Below are 19,560 nucleotides of genomic sequence, written 5' to 3'. Positions count from 1 at the left end.
TTTTACTTCAGTCGGTAAAGTTTTTCCCGGCTTCTTTTTGAATCTGTTTCTTCGACCTTAGCCTTTAGAGTACCCTTAGTTAGCAGATCCGTTATCCGCGTTGTTTTTACTTTCTTTCTTGTGTTTTCAGCGAGCAGCGACCAGATATCCGACGATGTAAATTCCTCCGGCAGTTTACCGGAATCTAATACGGAGTTTATTTTTTCAGGTAGCTGCAATCCCATGTCCCTAGGTACCCTGATGATATCTTTGTTGGCAACGACAAGTTTCCGTGTTTGAGGCGGCAGCTGTTCTTGCCCCGGTATCCTTTGAGCGGGATTTATCAATTCCCACGTCTTTAAGCCATAAACCCTTGCGATCAGTTGAATTTTATCCATGTCTATATTGCCCCGCCCATTCTCCATCATCCTGTAAGCGCTTTCCTTAATGCCCATAAGTTTAGCCATGTCGTTCTGGGTCAAGTTGAAATGCTCACGGTATTTCCGGATAATGTTTCTGAATCGTTGGTTTTCTGAAATCAACTTGAAATATTTAAAATCGCTCCGTGATATTTGGACGGTTCGACTATTATTTTTATATTTGCTTTTTAATATGGAATGCCTTTCGGTGACATTTCATAGCGGCCTGGTAAACAAAACGACCAATTTTGAAAACAAGCCCGGTTCGGGGTCGTACTTAATTAAAGGCGGACCAACGCCGGTAAGATCCCCAGGTTAAACAGTACCATTATTTTAAGAACATTTTTACCCGCTTATGTAGCGTATAAAAATTAAACAGGCTGGTAGCCGCCAGGCAGAGCGTTTTACGCTCGTTTGCCCGGAAGCTTTGCCTGTAGCCGACCCTTTGCCCCTCCGTACAATATGCCTATGACGAAGGGAGAGGATAGTGCTATGTCTTGGAAAATCGCAAAGCTAAGATAGTGGCTTTTTCTGTACCCCGCAAAACGCAGGTGGTAAAGCGGTCGGCTTTTTTACAATAATACTAAAACAGTAGTGCAATTGCCGGGGCCTCCGGTAGCTTATGGCCGGCCCCGGAGCAGCCGGCCGGCTTCGATTTTTTGATTTTTCTAAACCTTCCAAAAATGAACGTTTACCACGTAACGGGCAGTCCATGCCCGAAGCCAAACCTCATGCGCTTACTGGTCGCAGCAAGTATTCCCTTTTTTAGTTTGCCCAAATCCCTACCTGCGCAGCTAAAGGGCGGTGACGGGATTCCCCCCGCAGTATGGACGGCGCCGCTTGAGGTTGCCAACCATCCTGAAGGCAAAACCACGGTAAGGCTTGCCGATTATAAAGACAAGCTGATCCTGCTGGACTTCTGGGCTACCTGGTGTACTACCTGTACGCAAAAAATGCCGGTGCTGTATAAAATGCAAATAGGCAGGCGGGACAGCGTTACCGTCCTGCTCGTCAATAGCACGACAACGAAAGACGATCCGGCAAAAGTGGAGCATTTTCTAAAAAAACGCAGCGATGCCTACCGGTTTATGTCCGTGGTGAGCGATACCCTGCTTTCCGGTTTGTTTCCACACGATGCATTACCGCATTATGCGCTCCTGAAAAATGGCCGGGTGATACAGGTAGCGACAGCGGAAGATATAGCCGCCACCGGGATCGAAAAGTTCATTGGCAGCAGCGGCAAGGCGATAGTACAACAACCCGTTTTTGCTTATGATCCCGGCCAACCACTCTTTAAAGAGGGCAATGGCGGCCCGAGGCCGGCCTGTGTGTATAGCTCCATTCTTACCCGCTACCTGCCCGGTGTTCACAACAGTGGTGGCCCTTCTGCAAATGAACAGGGGCTTATAACCAAGCTCACCTATGTGAATGTGACCATGATGCAGCTCTTTCGCTTTGCCTATCCCGAATTTTTGAGGATCAGCCGGGCCAGGACAGTGTTGAAGCAGTCGGATACCGCATTGTTCGCGGAAACAGGCAGAGAGGACGATATATATTATACCTACGAGATGGAAATACCCCCCATGCCTTACGAGCAGGCGCGGCAGCTGATGCAAAAGGACCTGGAACGATACTTTTCATTGACGGTAACCCGCTCACAACAGACCGTGCCCTGCTGGGTGCTGAAGGCGGTAAGCCCGCAAAAAGCGATCAGCGCAGCAAAAGGCCAATCGCGCTGGACCAATATGTATGAACACCTGGACGTGCCGGTTTACTTCAATAACGACCAGTTGCGCAACCTGCTGAAGCACCTGGAAGAGGCCAATAACGAGCCATTTATTGACGAGACCGGCATAACCGAACCGGTAACGCTGACGCTGCCCGCCAACCTGCGCGATATAAAGGCGCTACAGGAAAACCTTTCTGCCCAGGGCTTTAAGCTGGTGAAAGAAAACAAAGCAATTGATGTGGTAACGATTGCTGATAAACACTAACATTAAAATACCAGGATATGAAGTACTTTTTATTATTGGGGGGCCTTATTGCTTCCTTTACCGGTTACGCACAAACGTTGACCGGCACCGTTCAGGACGAAGAACGGCAGCCGCTGCCTGCTGTTACGATCACTGTAAAACACAACGGTATGCAGACCCTTACCGATGAGTTCGGACGGTTTACTGTGGACGACGCCGATAGCGGCACTGTGCTGATCGTTACCGCTGTAGCAATGGAGGAACAGGAAATAGCATCAGGGGGGAGCAAAGACGTAACGATCACGCTGCACCGCAAAGCCTCCGCGCTGGACGAAGTGCAGGTAGTGGCCTATGGAACAAACACCCAGCGCTATAATTTAGGTTCCGTAACCAAGATCAAAGCTGAGGACATAGAAAAGCAAGCCGTCTCTAATCCGCTGACCGCTCTGCAGGGCAGGTCGCCGGGCCTGGTGATCAACGCCACCAGCGGCGTACCCGGCGGCGGTTATACGGTACAGGTTAGGGGGCAGAACACGATCACGACAAACCTGGGCGCTGTGCAAGGGATCGATAACCCGCTTTTTATTGTTGACGGCGTGCCCTTTGCGCCGCAAAACGCCAATATCAACCAATTCTCCTCCGTGATCGCGCCGGGCGCTGGCCGGGATGTCGCTAATCCCTACGGCGGTCTCAGTCCCTTTGCCAGCATCGCCCCCGCTGATATTGAAAGCATAGAGATCCTGCGGGATGCGGACGCAACAGCTATCTATGGCTCCAAAGGTGGCAATGGGGTGATCCTGATCACGACCAAGAAAGGCAAAGAGGGTAAAACAACGCTGGATGTAAGCGTACGCACGGGTATTTCTTTTGTACCAAAAGGAATGCCGATGGCCAGCACGCAACAATATCTTGCAGCAAGGAGGGAAGCGTTTAAGAATGATGGTTTAACCCCCTCTGTTGATCCCGCAGCAAAAGCCTATGCGCCTGATCTGCTTATATTCGATTCAAAGAGGAATATTAACTGGAAGGACCGTTTTTCGCAGGCAGCCTGGAATACAAATGTCAATACTTCACTAAGCGGCGGCAACAAAAATACCCAGTTCCGTTTTGGGGCCAGCTATAGCAATAACCAGTTTACTTTTCCCGGTGACTTTTTAGACCAACACCTGGGCGCACTCCTGGGGCTGCATCATAATACCAATGACCGGAAATTTTCGTTCGACCTGTCTGCTAATTACAGCTATGGCAGCAACAATACCTCTTCTGCTACCGATCTGCTGCTGACGGCAACCCTGCCGCCTAATTTCCCGGAGCCGGTAAACCCGGACGGTAGCCTGTTATGGCGTTACAAAGGCGTTTCGCTTGATGGCGGCGGCACCGCCTTTAACCCCTATGCTTACCTGAAGAGAAAATACGAGACCAAAAGCAATATGCTCAACAGCAATGTCCTGTTGAGCTACCAGCCGGTAACCGGCCTCTACCTGAAGTCCAGCTTCGGTATCAGCACCCTTGGCAGCAATGAGTACTCCGCTTACCCGCTAGCCTCGCAAAACCCTGACGATGCGCCGATCGCTACAGCGCAGTTCGGTACCAATAGTTATACTACCTGGATCATAGAGCCGCAGGCGGAATACAAAAGAGGCTTTGGCCGCTTAAGCGGCAGCATCATGCTTGGCAGTACCTTCCAGCAGAATCAGCACAAGAGCACGGAAATGTATGGTTCAGGCTTTGTAAGCGATGAGCTGATCAAGTCCATTTCCGGCGCAGCAGAAAAGAGCGCTTCTGACCAGTTTTCTGAATACCGCTATGCTGCCCTGTTCGGCAGACTGAAGCTCAACTATAGCGATAAATACCTGCTCAGCCTGAACTTTCGGCGGGATGGCAGCAGCCGGTTTGGGCCAGGCAAACAATTTGGCAATTTTGGTTCTGTGGGGGCGGGTTGGCTCTTCCGAGAGGAGCAGTTTGTAAAAGACAATCTTAGCTTTCTGAGCTACGGTAAGATCAGGGCCAGCTATGGCGTAGCCGGTTCGGACGCTATCGGTGATTATAATTTCCTTTCCCGCTGGCAGCCTTCTCAATACAGCTATAACGGGGAGAGCGGCTACTATCCCCTCAACTTGTATAACCCCGGTTTTAGCTGGGCCAGCACCAAAAAACTGGAGATCGGTTTAGAGCTGGGCTTTGCAGGAGACCGGGTACTCTTTACTGCTGCCTGGTACCGCAACCGTTCCGGCAACCAATTGGTGAATTACTCGCTGCCGGCCATCACCGGTTTTAGTACCGTACTACAAAACTGGAATGCGTTGGTAGAGAATACCGGCCTGGAGCTGATGCTGCAAGGCACGGTAATTAAGCGGGAAAAGTTCAGCTGGAATGCTTCCTTTAATATCACCCTACCAAAGAACAAGCTGCTTTCCTTCCCCGGGCTGGAAGAGTCAGCCTATGCAACCACCTACCAGGAAGGCATGCCATTAGGTGCACTGTATAAGTACCGTTATGCTGGTGTTGACCCGGCCACCGGTTTATTTCAATTCTATAAAAAGGACGGAACGCTGACCAGCAAACCGGAAGATGCTGGCAACGGAGATTTCAATGACCGGTCTTATATCGGCAGCCGCGATCCTAAGTTTTACGGTGGGCTGATGAACAGCATTACCTATGGCAGGCTGCAGCTGGATATATTCCTCGAGTTCAGAAAGCAAATGGGCATCAATTACCTGGGACAGGCTTACACTCGTGCGCCAGGTCAGAAATTTAATTTTCCTGCTGCCCTGCTGGATCGCTGGCAAAAGGAAGGCGACGCGGCCGCCTTCCAGAAATACAGCAGCAGCGCCGGTAGCGAAGCAGGCAGGACAGCCCGGTATTTTGTGGAGTCGGACGCGGTATACAGCGATGCTTCCTTTCTAAAAGTAAGAACGATCGCCCTGTCCTATGACCTGCCCGTCACCAAAATAAGGAAACCCAAAATGAGCACGCTACGCCTTTTTATCACCGCCCAAAACCTGTTTACGATTACCGGGTATAAAGGCAATGATCCCGAAACGCAAAGCTTTTACGGCGTACCGCCGCTAAAATCCTTTACCGGTGGTTTGCAACTTAAATTTTAGCACGATGAAAAACTATATCAGAATAACAACAATAACAGGCCTTTTCCTATTGGCAACGGCCTCCTGCAAGAAATTTGTAGCAGTAGATCCCCCCGGAAACGAGCTGACCACGGAAACGGTGTTCAGCGATAGTGTAAACGCGAGGCATGCCCTTACCGGTATTTATATCGGCATGATGGAGGCAACGCTGGGTTTTGGCAGTGGTGGTATTACGCTGCATGCCGGGTTATCGGCCGATGAGCTCAAGGTAACGCCGGATAATCCGCCAGCTTATGAGTTCTTCGACAACCATATCGACCCGTTGAATGAAAACAATTATGCGCTATGGTTCCAGGCCTATGAGCTGATCTATAAAGCCAATGCCTGTATCGAGGGAATAGAAGGCAGCACCGGCATATCAGGGCATGCGATGAACAGCCTGGTCGCGGAAGCAAAGACCCTACGCGCCTTTTTTTATTTCAACCTGGTCAATCTTTACGGCGCAGTGCCCTTACTGACCACCACAGACTACAGTACCAACAAAGCTGCGGTAAGAACCGAGCCTGCGCTTGTGTATGCGCAGGTAGAACAAGATCTTCGGTTCGCCCGGCAGTACCTGGAAAAAGATGCGCTGCAACCGGGCATGGTATCGTATTATGCCGCTACCGCGCTGCTGGCAAAGGTGCTTCTATATCAACAGCAATATGATCAGGCGAGACAAATGGCGGATGAAGTAATAACAAGCGGACTGTTTCAGCTGGAAGCCAATCCCGCAGGTGTATTTACAACCGGTAGCCAGGAAACGATCTGGGCGCTCGTTCCTGTTGTGCCCGGCCGGGAGACCTGGGAGGGCTACAGCTTCTTACCTGGGGCACCGGATATCGTTCCGCCGTATATCATCACAGATACGCTCTTTAATGTCTTTGAGCCCGGAGACAACCGCAAAGAGCAGTGGATCAGCGTTAATATAATTGATGGTATTGCGTATCCCTATCCATATAAGTATAAGAACGCAGAATCAGGAATAGGGACACCGGAGCAGTACACGGTGCTCCGGCTTGCCGAACAGTACTTGGTAAGGGCAGAGGCGGCGGTGCAGCTGGGTGATCTGGCTGCTGCAACGGCCGATGTGAATCTTGTAAGACAGCGAGCAGGACTTGGCGATATGCCCGTCGGGGATAAAAGCATGGTACTGGATGCAATTGCGCGTGAGCGGCGATCGGAGCTGTTTTGCGAATGGGGCAACCGCTGGTTTGACCTGAAGCGTACAGGCAAGGCGGATGCGGTGCTGTCCGGTTTGAAGCCAGGCTGGGCAGGAACAGCAAAGTTATTTCCCATACCACAGCTGGAGCTTACCGCTGATCCGAACCTGGTGCAGAACCCGGGATATTGACAAAAATACTCCCAAAGGAGTATTGTTCGCATGACGGGCACTCCTGAGCTTTGAAGCTAAATTCATTATGCAATGAAACAGATAACCCTTGTAACACTGGCCTTCTTTTTTACTTTTTTATGCTCCTGTAAGAAAGACGAAACGACAACGCCAAAAGAAACTGTCCTTTACCAGACCAGTTTCAGTAATGACGATGGTAAATGGCAGACCGGCACGATTGCAAACGGCAGCAAGGCGTTTTATCAGAACGGTCAGTATTGGATGGAAGGGAGTAACGGCGGCGTGTTATACAGTATGGCCGATAACTTTTTTTCCGGCCCCACTTCAAAAATGACTGTCGAAGCCATTGTGAAAATTGATAACCTTAGCACCATACCCGAAAACGGAATTGGCGGACTCGTTTGGAGCGCCCAATCAGATTATTACGTATTTATGGTGACATTTGACGGGTATTGGCGGCTTGGCGAGTACAACAGGTCGAGGGGGGAATGGGTTTATTTTAACGACTGGGTTCGGGACAACAATATCCTGTTGAATGATTATAATAAACTGCGGATAGAGCAGGCTGGCGGAACAACCCGTTTTTACATTAACGACGTACAGGTGCACAGCATGGACGCAGTAAACAGAGCGACCCTTGATAAGCTGGGGTTCTTTGTCAGTGCTTCATCAAGAGTAAAAGCAAAATTTTTCAAAACTGTTCAGCAGAACGGGTGAGCGCTTTTCCGGCATTGATAGTGTTTTAGGTCATCTGCTAGTTGTAGCATAAATCAAAATAAAAGGGGCAGGCGCCCCTTTTATTGCATTCGGTGAAAGACCTGCTAGGTCCGCTTTCTTGGTGTTTGTGCTGGTACCTGGTTGTCATCCTTCAGCTGGTTAGACGCATTGACCTGGCTTACATTAAAACCAGATACACATTGGTGTATCCCGGTGGTGCCACAGCCTGTGCCTGCAGGAGGAGTGGGGCCGGTGCTTATATAAACCGCATCGGTCCGAAGTACAGGGTCGGAAAGGTCGTAGCCTGCACTGATCATGAACCATTTGTAATCTACCAGCTTCGTATTTTCACTGGAACTGCCCGCCAGCTTGAATGACATCACGACAATTGCAATCACAACAGCAGCGATCGGTAACACGTTTTTTTTGAGGAAATTTTTCAGATTCATTTTTTGGTCTTTTTTGCAGTAAAAAGATTCCCTTAAAAACTTTGATTGTTAAGAGTAATGGCAAATAACACGGCTATTATTTCAGGCGATGAAAATTGTTTACCCTGGCTGCAGACAAGTCTTTTCTATTTACCCTTTTGGGTAGTCCCCGATCGCCATTGGCTTTGAGGCTGGCTTTGCAGAAATTCTTATGTCTTATAGCACCAGGAGCCGTAAACAGTCTGGAGGGCCTGGTTGGTTGCGAAAATACCTGCAGCTTTGCCGGCGTTGTTCCCGAGGTTTTATCGCAATGGCTGTATATCCGCCGGTATAAAGATCGCATTCAGGCAAGGGTATCCCCAAGGAAAAGATGGAAAATTTTAGAGAATTTTCTCGATAATTCTTTCCATATTTTTCAATCCATAGAAAGGCCCGAGAATAGTGGTTACAACATCTTACAAAGTACTCTTAACCCTTGTTTGTTTGCTGGTGCCGGAGCAAAGCATAGCGGAACGCCCGTTCAGTATGGTAGCCCACCAGGTTATAAATATCCTTTGGCGCTTTGCCTTCAGCCAGCAGCCTGTCAGCCAGAAGCAAACGTAATTCCGTGTAGTAGGCGTGGATAGTGGTATGGAATACCTGGCGGAACTGATTCCAGAGTGTTCTTTCTGAGACGTCAAAATGTTTCGCTAAAAATGACAGGCCTATATCCGGGTTTGTATAGTTTTGATCAAGATATTCCCTGACCTTAAAGGCCAGCATTCCGCGCCGCTCTTCCAGCAACATATTATAACGCTCCAGTACCTGCGCAACATACAAGCGTAAAAGGCCGTCAAGTGCGGGCAAGTTATTTGTAGTCCTTGTATACAGTTCACGTATAAGGATATGAATACGCTTATCCATGCGCATAGCAGGCATCGTCATAGAAAAGCGCTTGCTGGCAAGAAAGCGGGCTATTTCTGTTGAAAGGTTGGAAAATGCGGTTCCCGCCTTTTTGATCCAGCTTTTGGATATGGTGATCATCAATGAAGTATGGCGACCCGGCTGATGACCTGCAAAGTAATTGCCGGGCTGGTTTTGCGTAAAAAAGAACTGGTTACCCTGAGCTTTGGCGATGTGTCGACCCTGTTCGCTCTTAAAGGCGGCGTTGCCCTCCAGCAGGAAGTACAGCATGAATATTTTTTCTTTAACCTCTATGGCAAAATCGAAATTTTTACGCGCATTCAGCTCCACGGACTCAACAACAAAGGGTTTTCGGATCAGCTGCTGGACAACGATCTCTGCGTGAGGGGCTTTAATATGCCGAACAGTTTGAGCAGATGGGATGGTCACCCTGCTCCAGTAAGGTAGCCGGTCTGTTGTTTCGGAAACAGAAGTCGTAGGAGGATGAGGACTGTAGGAGTAGGGGACTTTCATGGCTATGTTTTTATTATGCATTGGCACACAGTTAGGTTCAATGCATTACGGAAGGGAATGTACGAGGGCAGCCCCAAGGGGCCTGGCATTGAGCGGTAATGCAGCTATGATCACGGATGATGCAAATGGTATCAGAAGCAGCGGGTAAGCTTTCTCGCATTGCTTTCAGGTCATCGCATATCAATACAGCATTGGCATTGCTCTTTATGCTAAGCTACTAAACTTTGCCGATATGGGGATGCGTTTTTGTGCCAGGTTGGTAATTCTAAGAGGATACACAATCGGAGGAGATAGACGTAATAATGATGTTTCTCTCTCCGATCAAATTGTAGCCAATAGCGAAAATGATCAGATTGTCCGCACATATATATTTGCTACTCTACATATAGACTCAGGTTGGTAATTTGGTATTAAACCAATACTAAAAGTTATGTTGCCTCACCTGATCTTACCTGTCCGCCCGGTATTGCGGGAGTGGGTTGAATCCATTTCTTTTATGAACATTGATTTCGAAAAGCATGGAGTTTCTTCTATACAGGTTTATCCCCAGTTTGTTACTGAGCATCTTTATTTTACGATTGCCGGCGACGCTTGTCTTGTGCAGACCGATCCACAGAAAGGCTTTATCAAATACCCTCGGAATTTTATTGTTGGCCCTCAGCTGGTCAATGATATAGTGGACCTGGGCAAGTGCAAACATATTGCACGTATTTCTTTCCGGCCTGGGGGACTTTACCGGCTGCTAGGTATTCCGATGTATGAACTGACCGATGGCCTTGATCTATCCCTTGTGCTGGCAAAACAATCCCGGGATCTGTCAGAAAGACTGGCGGGGGCAGCTGATAACTACGCTGCTTTTGAAATACTTGAATCCTTTTTGCTGCAACGTGCCGCCTTGTTGAAACCGATTACGCCTTATGACCTGGCTATTGCAGAGCTGGTAAAGCACAATGGAAATATTTCCATAAGGCAGGCTGCTGACTGGGCGGCGCTGAGCATTAGGCAGTTTGAAAGAAAGTCACAAATGATGCTGGGAGTTCCTCCGAAACTTTATGCCCGGATAACCCGGTTCTCCAATGCCTGCCGCTATAAACAGGCAAACCCAGATAAAACCTGGTTACAGGTTACCTACGAATACGGTTATGCCGATCAGATGCATCTCATTAATGACTTTAAGCAGTTTACGGGAGTCAACCCTGAAAGCCCCGAGGGTCGACAGGCGTTGGGGGTACTCTCGTTGATTGAGGGCAAAAGATAGGATGTCGTGTTTGCTCTATGTGGCTGTTTTTTGTACTGCTATTTTTGCTTTCACAATTATAATCAGTTATACCTTGGTTGCAGCCATTTTATACCTGTGTAACCTCACAACACATACTCATCAATTTTTAGTCTGTATTATGTAAATACGAAGAGTTTTCGTCAGTATCAGGGCATATATATAAGCCCCCTGTCGAGGGGGCCTATCGTTTTTATAATAAAATCAGTCCGCCGATAAAATTGGCACTAAGAGATTCTAACGAAATAACTAAATGAAAACCCCAAATGCAATATTCTGAAATAGTTGTTTATAGCCCGGTTATTTTATCATGTTTTATAGTGACATAATTCATTGAGCCATTAATTTTGTCTACCCGGATGTCCATATGCGTGACCTCTTCATCTTGGGTGACAGAATATAAATTACTGATACAGGAAAGCTCATTTCCCGCGTCACGATTATATACTAGCAGGTGTTCGTGTACTTCGCCTCCAACAATTTCCTGTTTCACAAAAAATGTAATGCAATTTATCCCTCCAACATAAATTGAAGCGGGGATTGAGCGGTCTTTTTTTCCTGGCCGTTCATTGTAATCTGTAAGCAATCCCTCGTTTTTTAAATATGCGATTTGTTTTAATGACAACGGACTGTGTATAGAGTCGTTATAAACAAATCCGGTCGAGTGTATCAGAACGCTGTCCTTTTTAAGTTCATCCTTGATTTGTTCGAATGCTGATAGTTCTTTTTTCAATTTGCTTTTCATTGTCAAACCCTTCATTGGTCTGTAAGATAATTTTAAAGCTTTATGTCGCTATGACCAAAATGTCCACTATTAAGCAGATTTCTAAAAACAATCAGGTTTTCTAATTGATTACTCTTGGCCACCGGATACTTTTTGGAAGTATATTCAAATAGAGATGTATTTTGCTGATAGAAAGCATAGGCGTTGGGGGCTTTACTGTACTTCTTTCGTCGCTTTATTAAATATTTTTGATAATCGGAAATTAACGATAGTAAAGCGTTAGCATCATCATAAAATAATTTGAAATGATCCAATAAATTATTGACACCAATCATTGTGAGTGGATTTATCTTGAATGAATAAGCGTGGGCATTTTTGGCACTCTGAAATATCTCATCAACGAAAGCATTAACTCCGACGGCATCCAGGATTGAGTCAGAATATATGATGATTGGATAAACTGTGATATTTTTCAGTGATTGTAACTTTAAACGTTTTTGAACATCTGGAGTAAAACTTTGCAGTAGGTTGAGCTGCCTGATCAGTTGATAGACACCTTTGGCTCCGCCTTTTTCATTTTTCGATTTTGCATAGTTTTCACGTATAAAATTTTCAAACTTTTCAGTATCAAATAATTCAGTGGTCTTAGGATTTATATCAGCCATCTTTACTTCAACTATGATTATGTCGCGGTGATTAGGCTTTATCCAGAAATCTCCAAATTGGTCATCAGAAAGCAAAATGTGTTGCGGTCGCCTGTAAATTGCTTTCAACAAGTTGCCGACCAGAAATTGCTCGAAAAAATGTTTGCCAACAACGGATTGAAATGTATTGAAGCCTTTTTGAAGACTGTCATCGCGGAGTGTGGAATTATTGTAGATGATCCAAAATACACCCTGATCCAGCAAATATCGGAAATAGCTGAAATCCAATACAGCAAGATGCGCATTATCAATTTCATAAAATGGCCGGGGAATGATATCCATGTGTATAGTGAGGGGGCCATTTGTGTCTTGCTTTTTATAACAGAAATGTTCCAGCAGTTGCGGTGGAGTGTCTTCACGCTCTAAAATATAGCTTCCTTGCCGGCTTTGCGTTAATGCACTTTCCATGAGGGACATAAATGTCTTTGCAAAATTCCAGAAGTTTCCCAATCCCATTTTTTCTTGAAATGAAACCAATACTTCTTTTCCTTCCGAAGTCTGACTAAAGTATCGTTCGACCAACAGAAACTTAATAGGACCTGTATAAATAAGGCCGTTGAGATCTCGTATATAGTTTTGCTGTCTGATCGCTATAGCCCACAATCCTTTATGAGTTTCAATGGATGTATCATCCATTCGATAAACTAAAGTATTGTGGATAAGTATGGTATCAAAAAGCGCTTTATAAAAAACCTTAAGATCAACGTTTTCATGTTCGTCAAGGGGACGAAAATTTTCTAAACTAGCCTTTATAAGATATGATATGGACTGAATAGAGAAAAATGCCTGATCGCCATTGCTCAATACTTGATTCAAGAGATTTCTATACTTCGGGCCTTGGGGTTCCCATTTTAGAAAGACCTGCTCAAATATTGCTACTGCTTGTTTACCCACATGTTCCTCTTTAAAAAGGATGGCGTTAATTTTAGACAGGTATAAAATTATCCAATCAGTAGGATAATTCCTTAGTAAAGAAAAGTGATCCTCTGGGAGTTCAGTGTTGTAAATGTCTGTATAGCCAATGATAGCGATGGGGATCATAATGTTTAGGTTGGTTGCTTTAGGTATTGCCTAAGTATAAACGATACGATTGGGTTGAGTTGAATAGTAGGGTGATTTTCGTTGTCTTACTTCTTCACTTTTTGCAGTTGACACAGTATCTGCCTCACATGCTCCCCGATACTTTGCAGCTCGCTTGCCGGCTCCGGAAACTGCTTTGTTTCATAGCTATAGAAACTCCATATCTCCAACACGTCAGCGGCAGGGATGGTATAGGGTTTATATTCGGTGTTCAGGGATTGCAGTAACAGCTCATTGCCCTGTACGGTAACCATTTTAAACACTATTTCCCTAGGATCACCCTCCAAGGTAAGCAGGCAGGGAGTGCCCGGCTTTATTGTTCGCCAGTCTTCGATATACTGAACCGTAACATCGCTGTTGTCCGGTATGGGCAGCATCGATTCCCCTTCAATAGGAAAGGTGCGGAAGGTGCCATGTTTTGGTAAATTCGGCTTAGATATCTTTGGCAATGTCGCCAGGAACTCCGGGTCAGAATACCCCCTTAGATAACCTGCCTTTGCTTTTACTGGCACATACTCCACATTTTCCCGGTTGTTTTTATCAACGGTGATCGCCAGCACGCGCATTTTTTCTCCGCTCATATAAACATCATTTCCGGCCTCCAGGTCACGCAATTTGATTTCCCCCAATTTCGACAGGTCGGTTTTCAGGAGCGCATCAATGGAAATTTTGAAATATTCCGAGAATTTAACAAAGTCCTCCGCTGTCGGATTTTTTGTTCTACCTGATTCCAAAGCATGAAGTTTAACACGCGTAATACCAATTCTTTGCGCAAAGTCCTCCTGGCTGAAGCGCCGCCGCTCCCTTAAAAAACGGATGTTCTGGTGGAAAAAAATTTTTGCAAGAGCCATACTATATGGTTATAATTGGTAACAAAGATATGTTACTAATAGTAACAAACGTGATTTTTCTTGTGAAAATGGTGACAAAACCGGACATATTAGCACAATTACAAAAGGAGATCCTGGATATGCAGGGGCTGCGTGTACCCCTGGAATCGGAACGCAGGGATACCGGCTTAGGTATAATTAATCAGGCTTTTCCGAACCAGACCTTCCCGGTCAGCGCAGTGCATGAATTTTTAAGCCATTCAAAAGACGAAGCAGCCGCGACCACCGGTTTCATATCAGGTCTGCTCGGCACGCTGATGTGTAAAGGCTCCTGTCTTTGGATAAGCCGGCAGCGAACCGTGTTCCCTGTAGCACTAAAAGCATTTGGCGTCCGGCCCGACCAGGTCATCTTTGTACAGGCGACCAATACAAAAGATGCGCTTTGGATTATTGAAGAAGGATTAAAATGCGGATCACTGGCAGCAGTTATCAGCGAGATACCCGAGCTGACCTTTACCGAGTCCCGCAGGCTGCAGCTTGCGGTTGAAAAAAGTCATGTCACCGGTTTTATTCACCGGAATGTAAAGGGCCCCGCAGGAAATGTCGCCTGTGTTTCCCGGTGGAGCATCCGGCCGCTTCCCAGTATGGAAACCGGTATACCTGGCGTAGGCATTCCTGCCTGGAATGTAGAATTATCTAAAATCCGTAATGGTAAACCCGGCCAATGGCAGGTATATTGGACAGAAACCGGTTTTGAGATTGCAACAAAGAAAGCCCCTGCGTTACCTATCGCCATTAAAAAAGTAAGTTAGTCATGCGCAGATATTTATCGATATGGTTCCCAAATCTCGTTGCCGAAAGAGGCATCCGGCTGCGCCCAGAATTAAAACCGCTGGCCTTTGTCGTTGCGGTACCCCAACGGGGCCGCATGTTGGTAAAAGCCGCAAGCCCGGTGGCCCTGAAGAAAGGAATCAATCCCGGTATGGTGGTAGCCGATGCCCGGGCTATGCTGCCCGAGCTGAAGATATTCCATGATAAACCCGGTGTAGAGCAAAAGCTGCTGCATACTTTAGCGGAATGGAGCCTCCGGTTCACCCCGGTGGTAGCGCTGGATTTACCGGATGGCCTGCTCCTGGATATCAGTGGTTGCCCGCACCTCTGGGGTGGCGAAGCGCGATACCTGGCAGACATCAAGACGAAGCTGGCTGGTTTAGGCTATAACGTAAAAGCTGCTATTGCCGACACGATCGGCTGCGCATGGGGCGTTGCCCGCTTTGGTACGGACGAAATTATACCGGCAGGGAAACAATATGAAGCCATTGCTGCGCTGCCGCCGATGGCGCTGCGGCTTGACCCCTCAATGGTCGAAAAAATGCGCAGGTTGGGCTTTTACCGGAATGATAGTTTTATGTCGATGCCTGCAACAGTGCTCCGCCGTCGCTTTGGTCAGGCGCTGCTCATAAGGCTGGATCAGGCATTAGGCCAGGCTATAGAGCCCTTACAACCGGTATTCCCCGCAGTTATTTTCCAGCAGCGCCTGCCCTGCCTGGAACCGGTACGCACAAGGGCCGCAATAGACATGGCTTTAAAAACATTGCTGGAGCAATTGTCTGTACAATTGCTGAAAGAGCATAAAGGATTGCGCACTGCGATCTTTAAAGCGTACCGGGTGGACGGCCAGGTACAGGAAATGAGCATCGGGACAAACAGGGCGGTACGCAGCGTGCCGCATCTGCTTAAACTGTTTGAACAAAAAATAGACACCATCCGGCCAGGGCTAGGCATAGAGCTGTTTATCCTGGAAGCGCCGGTAGTCGATGAGCTTACCGTTGAGCAGGAAACTCTTTGGGCTGCATTAGGGGATGGGGATGGAAATTCAGAGCTGGCGAATCTTTTGGACAGGATCGCCGGCAAGGTTGGCGAAAAGGCGATCAGCCGGTATTTACCCACCGAGCACTATTGGCCGGAACGCTCTTATAAGACAGCCCAATCTATTGATGAACCGGCAGCTACTGAATGGCGTGATGATCGTCCGCGGCCAATCTGTTTATTACCAGTGCCGGAGGCAATAAAGGTAACGGCGCCTATCCCGGATTATCCGCCCATGCTGTTTATCTACCAGGGAAAGATTCATAAAGTCAGGAAAGCAGACGGGCCGGAAAGAATAGAACGGGAATGGTGGCTGGAGCAAGGACTGGTAAGGGATTACTATGTTGTGGAAGACGAGGAAGGTGGACGTTATTGGTTATTCCGATCCGGTCATTACGACCAGCATACACCAGAATGGTTTTTACATGGATTTTTTGCGTAAAGGATATGGAGGCGTTAAGATATACAGAATTGCAGGTGACGAGCAACTTCACTTTCCGGCTGGGCGGGTCGCATCCGGAGGAGCTGGTTGAGCACGCGGATGCTTTGGGCTATAAAGCTATAGCCATCACCGATCGCAATAGCCTTGCGGGGATCGTACGCGCACACCTTGCAGCACGAGGAAAGCATATCAAGTTTATACCCGCCTGCAGGTTAGACCTGGCAGACGGCCCCAGCTTATTAGCTTACCCCACCGACCGGCCCGCCTATAGCCGGCTTTCCTCTTTGCTCACAAGAGGAAACCTGCGGACGGAAAAAGGGAAATGTGAGCTGTATAAAGCAGATGTGTATGATTATGCCCAGGGCATGAAATTCATTGTCGTACCACCGGCAGAGCTAAACAAAAAATACGATTTTGAGCCGGCATTTAAGGATGCCGTCGCAGAATATAAAAGAATATTGGGCAATCACGTTTACCTGGGCGCAATATTTACATACCAGGGCAATGATACAAAAAAGCTGTTCCGCTTATCACAGCTTTCGAACTCCTGCTTTGTGCCGATGGTGGCCATCAATGATGTGCATTACCATGATCAGAAGCGGCGGGAGCTACAGGATATTCTCGTCTGTATTAGAGAAAAATGTACAATATTCAACGCGGGCTTCCGATTACACCAGAATGCAGAACGCTATCTGAAACCGGAACAGGAAATTATCCGCTTGTTCCGTCAGTACCCCGATGCCATCAGGAGAACTCAGGAGATCGCTGATGCCTGTACTTTTTCGCTCGATGAGCTGCGGTACGATTACCCGGTTGAATTAACCACCGGCGGACGCACGCCCCAGCAGGAACTGGAAATGCTGGCCTGGAAAGGCGCAAAGAGACGTTTCGGGGAGGTGATCCCCGACAAGATTAAAAAGTCCTTACACGAAGAGCTCGATTTTATGAAGCGTAAGAATTACGCCCCGTACTTTCTTAACGTCAATAAGAACAGGGAATTTGCGGATGAGCAAAAGATTTTGAACCAGGGCAGAGGATCGGCAGCCAATTCCGTGGTGTGTTATTGTTTAGGAATAACCTCCGTTGATCCCTCCAAATTCCGCCTGTTATTTGCCCGCTTTATGAGCGATGACCGCGACGAGCCCCCCGATATTGATATCGATTTTGAGCATGAGCGCAGAGAAGAAGTGATCCAGTTTATCTACAATACCTACGGACGCGACCGGGCCGGTATTGTGGCAACAGTAACACAGGTACATTGGCGTACGGCTATCCGGGACGTGGGCAAGGCTATGGGCTTATCATTGGATGCGGTCGATTTCCTGGCAAAGTCAGGCTATGAAATTTCGGCTGGCTGGCTCGAAGGAAAGGCCAAAGCCGGGAATGGATTCATGGCAACAGATCCGCATATCCGCAAGGCTATAGAGCTGGCAATTGAATACGAAGGCTTTCCCCGGCAGCTGGGGCAGCATACAGGAGGCTTTGTAATTACCAACAGCAAGCTATTTGAATTATGCCCGATCCTGAACGCAACAATGGAAGGGCGTACCTGTATTGAGTGGAATAAGGATGATATTGAGGCGTTGGGATTTCTGAAGATGGATATTCTTGCCTTAGGTATGCTGACCTGCGTCCGCAAAAGTTTTAACCTGATTGAACAGCATTATGGCCGGACGCTCACTTTAGCCAGTGTCCCTTATGAAGATGATCCGCGGGTTTACGATATGATCTGCCAGGCAGATACGATCGGCGTATTCCAGATAGAAAGCCGTGCGCAGATGTCTATGCTGCCGCGACTGCGGCCCCGCTGCTTTTATGATCTCGTAATCCAGGTGGCCATTGTCCGGCCCGGCCCGATACAAGGGGACATGGTGCATCCCTACCTGACCAGGAGAAATAACCCGGAGTTGATCAGCTATCCTTCGAAGGGACTGGAAGAAATCCTGGGTCGTACTTTAGGAGTGCCCCTATTCCAGGAGCAGGCTATGGAAATTGCGATCGTTGCAGCTGGGTTTACACCGGCTGAAGCGGACGGGCTGCGTCGCAGTATGGCAACCTTTAAAGCGAAGGGACAGGTAACACAGTGGCGGCAGAAGCTGGTAAGTGGTATGGTCGAGAGAGGCTACCAGGAGGACTTTGCCGGTCGTGTATTCAAACAGCTGGAGGGTTTTGGTTCATACGGATTCCCGGAAAGTCATGCGGCCAGCTTTGCGTTGTTGGCCTACATATCTTCCTGGATCAAATATTATTACCCCGATGTCTTTTGCTGTGCCCTGTTAAACAGTCAGCCGATGGGTTTTTACCAGCCCGCACAGATCGTTATCGACGCCCGGAAGCATGGTGTTGAGGTAAGGCCGGTCGATGTCAATTTTTCGCAATGGGATAGTACACTGGAAGCAGCTACAGGAAAATACCATGCGGTAAGATTAGGTTTGCGGCAGGTCGGAGGCGCTAAAGAAACAGAAATGCAGCTGCTGGTGAAAAGCCGGACACAACCTTACCGGACTATTGACCAATTGCATAATATCGGTATCTCCCAGGCTTCATTGGAACGGCTGGCCGATGCCGATGCTTTCAGATCAATGGGATTAGACCGAAGAGACTCCTTGTGGCAGATAGCGGCACTGGCCGATAAGCCGGTCGGTTTATTTCAAGGTCAGCCTTCAGAAAGCGAACATGAACCCGAAGTGCAATTACCACAGCTAAGCCAGGTAGAGCATGTATTGCAGGACTACAGCAGTACCGGCTTATCCCTGAATGCCCACCCGGTCAGCTTTGTACGTGACAGGCTATTCAGGCAGAAAGTACTTGCCAATAAAGAGCTGGAATTATGGCCCGATGGAACCTTTGTTCGCGTATCAGGGCTTGTGCTGGTAAAACAGCGCCCCGGTACGGCTTCCGGTATCTGTTTTATTACCATTGAAGATGAAACCGGGATTGCCAACCTGGTCGTGTTCCAGTCGGTGTTTAAAACCTACCGCAAAGAGATTATGCATTCGCGGTTACTAATGGTTTCCGGAACGCTGCAGAAAGCAGATAATGTTACTCACGTGGTTGTCCGACGCTGCTATAATATGAACTGGTTGTTACAGGAAGCTGCTAAGCCAAAGGAATTGCCGGCGCGTGTAAAATCCAAAAAGGCATTGGAACAGCAGGTTGTGCAGGGGGAGTTGTTTCCGAGCAGGAGCTTTAAGTAGGACTTTATCATAACCTGCATGGCGTCA

At 47.6% G+C, this 19,560-nt stretch carries 14 protein-coding genes; 8 read left to right on the top strand and 6 right to left on the bottom strand.

Annotated features, from left to right (window positions below; all coding sequences use genetic code 11):
* Positions 1–2: 2 nt before the first annotated feature.
* A complete protein-coding gene (locus tag LL912_RS12340) occupies positions 3–521 on the bottom strand; it encodes a helix-turn-helix transcriptional regulator (protein WP_235553875.1) in 519 nt (172 codons plus the stop codon).
* Between the two features lie 560 nt (positions 522–1,081).
* Between LL912_RS12340 and LL912_RS12335 the strand changes: the two genes are divergently transcribed.
* The 4 genes from LL912_RS12335 to LL912_RS12320 all read left to right on the top strand — a co-directional run bounded on the left by LL912_RS12335 (position 1,082) and on the right by LL912_RS12320 (position 7,567).
* The gene (locus LL912_RS12335; RefSeq protein WP_235553874.1) at positions 1,082–2,392 is read left to right on the top strand and encodes a TlpA family protein disulfide reductase; all 1,311 of its coding nucleotides are present in this window, start codon (positions 1,082–1,084) and stop codon (positions 2,390–2,392) included.
* A gap of 17 nt (positions 2,393–2,409) precedes the next feature.
* Complete coding sequence (locus LL912_RS12330; RefSeq protein ID WP_235553873.1) at positions 2,410–5,478, top strand: SusC/RagA family TonB-linked outer membrane protein; 3,069 nt, start codon at positions 2,410–2,412, stop codon at positions 5,476–5,478.
* A gap of 4 nt (positions 5,479–5,482) precedes the next feature.
* A complete protein-coding gene (locus LL912_RS12325) occupies positions 5,483–6,850 on the top strand; it encodes a RagB/SusD family nutrient uptake outer membrane protein (RefSeq protein ID WP_235553872.1) in 1,368 nt (455 codons plus the stop codon).
* Positions 6,851–6,922: 72 nt separating this feature from the next.
* A complete protein-coding gene (locus LL912_RS12320) occupies positions 6,923–7,567 on the top strand; it encodes a hypothetical protein (protein ID WP_235553871.1) in 645 nt (214 codons plus the stop codon).
* 104 nt (positions 7,568–7,671) lie between these two features.
* Here LL912_RS12320 and LL912_RS12315 read toward each other — a convergent pair whose 3' ends face one another.
* Together LL912_RS12315 and LL912_RS12310 are read right to left on the bottom strand one after the other, a co-directional pair.
* Positions 7,672–8,016, bottom strand: a complete 345-nt coding sequence (locus LL912_RS12315; RefSeq protein ID WP_235553870.1) for a hypothetical protein — start codon at positions 8,014–8,016, stop codon at positions 7,672–7,674.
* 447 nt (positions 8,017–8,463) lie between these two features.
* Positions 8,464–9,411 carry a helix-turn-helix domain-containing protein gene (locus LL912_RS12310; RefSeq protein WP_235553869.1) on the bottom strand — a complete coding sequence of 316 codons (948 nt, stop codon included), beginning with the start codon at positions 9,409–9,411 and terminating at the stop codon, positions 8,464–8,466.
* A gap of 496 nt (positions 9,412–9,907) precedes the next feature.
* Here LL912_RS12310 and LL912_RS12305 point away from each other — a divergent pair, with 496 nt between their 5' ends.
* Positions 9,908–10,669, top strand: coding sequence for a helix-turn-helix domain-containing protein (locus LL912_RS12305; protein WP_235553868.1), 762 nt, complete (start codon positions 9,908–9,910; stop codon positions 10,667–10,669).
* A gap of 307 nt (positions 10,670–10,976) precedes the next feature.
* On the opposite strand, the gene LL912_RS12300 is transcribed toward LL912_RS12305, so the two are convergent.
* The 3 genes from LL912_RS12300 to LL912_RS12290 all read right to left on the bottom strand — a co-directional run bounded on the left by LL912_RS12300 (position 10,977) and on the right by LL912_RS12290 (position 14,046).
* Entirely contained in the window at positions 10,977–11,447 is a 471-nt protein-coding gene (locus LL912_RS12300; protein ID WP_235553867.1) for a hypothetical protein, read from the bottom strand.
* Positions 11,448–11,464: 17 nt separating this feature from the next.
* A complete protein-coding gene (locus LL912_RS12295) occupies positions 11,465–13,156 on the bottom strand; it encodes a hypothetical protein (protein WP_235553866.1) in 1,692 nt (563 codons plus the stop codon).
* Positions 13,157–13,242: 86 nt separating this feature from the next.
* A complete protein-coding gene (locus LL912_RS12290; protein WP_235553865.1) occupies positions 13,243–14,046 on the bottom strand; it encodes an XRE family transcriptional regulator in 804 nt (267 codons plus the stop codon).
* A 29-nt stretch (positions 14,047–14,075) separates the two neighbouring features.
* Here LL912_RS12290 and LL912_RS12285 point away from each other — a divergent pair, with 29 nt between their 5' ends.
* Genes LL912_RS12285 through LL912_RS12275 form a run of 3 tightly spaced genes read left to right on the top strand, consistent with a single transcriptional unit; the run spans position 14,076 to position 19,533 of the window.
* Positions 14,076–14,837 (top strand): ImuA family protein, encoded by a 762-nt coding sequence (locus tag LL912_RS12285; protein ID WP_235553864.1) that lies wholly within the window; start codon positions 14,076–14,078, stop codon positions 14,835–14,837.
* Positions 14,838–14,839: 2 nt separating this feature from the next.
* On the top strand, positions 14,840–16,336 hold the full coding sequence (locus tag LL912_RS12280) for a Y-family DNA polymerase (RefSeq protein WP_235553863.1): 1,497 nt from the start codon (positions 14,840–14,842) through the stop codon (positions 16,334–16,336).
* A gap of 5 nt (positions 16,337–16,341) precedes the next feature.
* Complete coding sequence (locus LL912_RS12275; RefSeq protein WP_235553862.1) at positions 16,342–19,533, top strand: error-prone DNA polymerase; 3,192 nt, start codon at positions 16,342–16,344, stop codon at positions 19,531–19,533.
* Positions 19,534–19,560: the final 27 nt, after the last annotated feature.

Origin of the sequence: Niabella agricola (assembly GCF_021538615.1) — a bacterium.
GTDB lineage: Bacteria > Bacteroidota > Bacteroidia > Chitinophagales > Chitinophagaceae > Niabella > Niabella agricola.
This window is presented reverse-complemented; position numbering and strand designations above follow the sequence as displayed.

Coding starts and splice junctions, on each gene's coding strand:
- LL912_RS12335 (WP_235553874.1), top strand. CDS start 1,082: ATGAACGTTTACCACGTAACGGGCAGTCCATGCCCGAAGCCAAACCTC.
- LL912_RS12330 (WP_235553873.1), top strand. CDS start 2,410: ATGAAGTACTTTTTATTATTGGGGGGCCTTATTGCTTCCTTTACCGGT.
- LL912_RS12325 (WP_235553872.1), top strand. CDS start 5,483: ATGAAAAACTATATCAGAATAACAACAATAACAGGCCTTTTCCTATTG.
- LL912_RS12320 (WP_235553871.1), top strand. CDS start 6,923: ATGAAACAGATAACCCTTGTAACACTGGCCTTCTTTTTTACTTTTTTA.
- LL912_RS12315 (WP_235553870.1), bottom strand. CDS start 8,016: ATGAATCTGAAAAATTTCCTCAAAAAAAACGTGTTACCGATCGCTGCT.
- LL912_RS12310 (WP_235553869.1), bottom strand. CDS start 9,411: ATGAAAGTCCCCTACTCCTACAGTCCTCATCCTCCTACGACTTCTGTT.
- LL912_RS12305 (WP_235553868.1), top strand. CDS start 9,908: ATGAACATTGATTTCGAAAAGCATGGAGTTTCTTCTATACAGGTTTAT.
- LL912_RS12300 (WP_235553867.1), bottom strand. CDS start 11,447: ATGAAGGGTTTGACAATGAAAAGCAAATTGAAAAAAGAACTATCAGCA.
- LL912_RS12295 (WP_235553866.1), bottom strand. CDS start 13,156: ATGATCCCCATCGCTATCATTGGCTATACAGACATTTACAACACTGAA.
- LL912_RS12290 (WP_235553865.1), bottom strand. CDS start 14,046: ATGGCTCTTGCAAAAATTTTTTTCCACCAGAACATCCGTTTTTTAAGG.
- LL912_RS12285 (WP_235553864.1), top strand. CDS start 14,076: ATGTTACTAATAGTAACAAACGTGATTTTTCTTGTGAAAATGGTGACA.
- LL912_RS12280 (WP_235553863.1), top strand. CDS start 14,840: ATGCGCAGATATTTATCGATATGGTTCCCAAATCTCGTTGCCGAAAGA.
- LL912_RS12275 (WP_235553862.1), top strand. CDS start 16,342: ATGGAGGCGTTAAGATATACAGAATTGCAGGTGACGAGCAACTTCACT.